Origin of the sequence: uncultured Modestobacter sp. (assembly GCF_947486615.1) — a bacterium.
GTDB lineage: Bacteria > Actinomycetota > Actinomycetes > Mycobacteriales > Geodermatophilaceae > Modestobacter.
In genome coordinates this window covers 1-602 of sequence record NZ_CANKUD010000029.1, presented here as the reverse complement: position 1 = coordinate 602, position 602 = coordinate 1, and the positions used below count along the sequence as shown (strand labels likewise).

Annotated in this window: 1 protein-coding gene; it reads right to left on the bottom strand. The window is 72.4% G+C overall.

Going from position 1 to position 602, the window contains the following annotated elements; translation table 11 throughout:
• On the bottom strand, window positions 1-602 hold a 602-nt coding region (locus Q1A09_RS22520; protein WP_299960632.1), incomplete at both ends, for an electron transfer flavoprotein subunit alpha/FixB family protein.

The window sequence follows — 602 nt, the reverse complement described above, 5'->3', positions numbered from 1 at the left end:
CCGGCGCGGTGCTGGATCGCCCCGGAGATGCCCACCGCGATGTACAGCTGCGGCGACACGGTCTTCCCGGTCTGCCCGACCTGGAAGGAGTGCGGGTAGAAGCCGGAGTCGACGGCGGCACGGGAGGCACCGACGGCACCGCCGAGGGAGTCGGCCAGGCCCTCGATCACCGAGAAGTTCTCCGCACTGGCCACCCCGCGACCGCCGGAGACGACGATCGCCGCCTCGGTGAGCTCCGGCCGGTTGGACTTCTGCTCCACGACCCGGTCGAGCACCCGGGTGCGCTTGGCGGCCTCGGAGACCGCGACCTGCACGGTCTCCTCGGTGCCGGCGGCCGGGGCCGGCTCGGGGGTGACCGAGTTGCCGCGCAGGGTGTAGATCGGCGTGCCGACGGTGACCTGCGAGTGCACGATCGTCGCCCCGGCGAACGCCACCTGGGTGGCGGTGCCGTCGGCAGCGATCTCGGTGACGTCGGTCAGGAAGCCGCTGCCGGTCTTGATGGCCAGCCGGCCGGCGATCTCCTTGCCCTCCGGGGAGGAGGGGATGACGACCGCGGCCGGTGACTTCTCAGCGACCAGCTGTGCCAGCACCTCGGCCTTGGG